Below are 427 nucleotides of genomic sequence, written 5' to 3'. Positions count from 1 at the left end.
GAATTCAGTGATCGCCTGTCGGCCACGCTCAACGTCAACAACCTGCTGGACAAGCGCTACTACACGATCTTCAGCTGGTACAGCACCTACACCTGGGGTGAGCCACGCAATGTGCGGCTGGCGATGACGTACAGGTTCTGACGCGGGTCCTGTAGAGCCGAGCCCGCGCTCGGCTGGCTGTCACACCGCAGCCGAGCGTGGGCTCGGCGGTACAGGAACAATGCGATCAACCCACGATCCGCAGCACGTCATCCAGCAACGCGGCCGCAGTGACTTCCGCGCCGGCACCCGGTCCCTGGATCAACAAGGGTTGGCGGCGGTAGCGATCGCTGTGGATGGCCACGCGGTTGTCGGTGCCGGCACCCTGCGCCAACGGATGATCGGCCGGCAGTTCGCGCAGGCCCACCTGCGCACCTTCGCTGTCAAC

At 64.9% G+C, this 427-nt stretch carries 1 pseudogene; it reads right to left on the bottom strand.

The annotated features are described in order from the left end of the window. Nucleotides 1–226: 226 nt before the first annotated feature. Nucleotides 227–427 (bottom strand): annotated as a pseudogene (locus EEB19_RS26465) (hypothetical protein); the annotation flags it as partial.

The sequence above is a fragment of the Gordonia sp. OPL2 genome, from assembly GCF_003797825.1.
GTDB lineage: Bacteria > Actinomycetota > Actinomycetes > Mycobacteriales > Mycobacteriaceae > Gordonia.
Note: the sequence above shows the minus strand (reverse complement) of the source record. Positions and strands in the feature narration are given on the sequence as shown.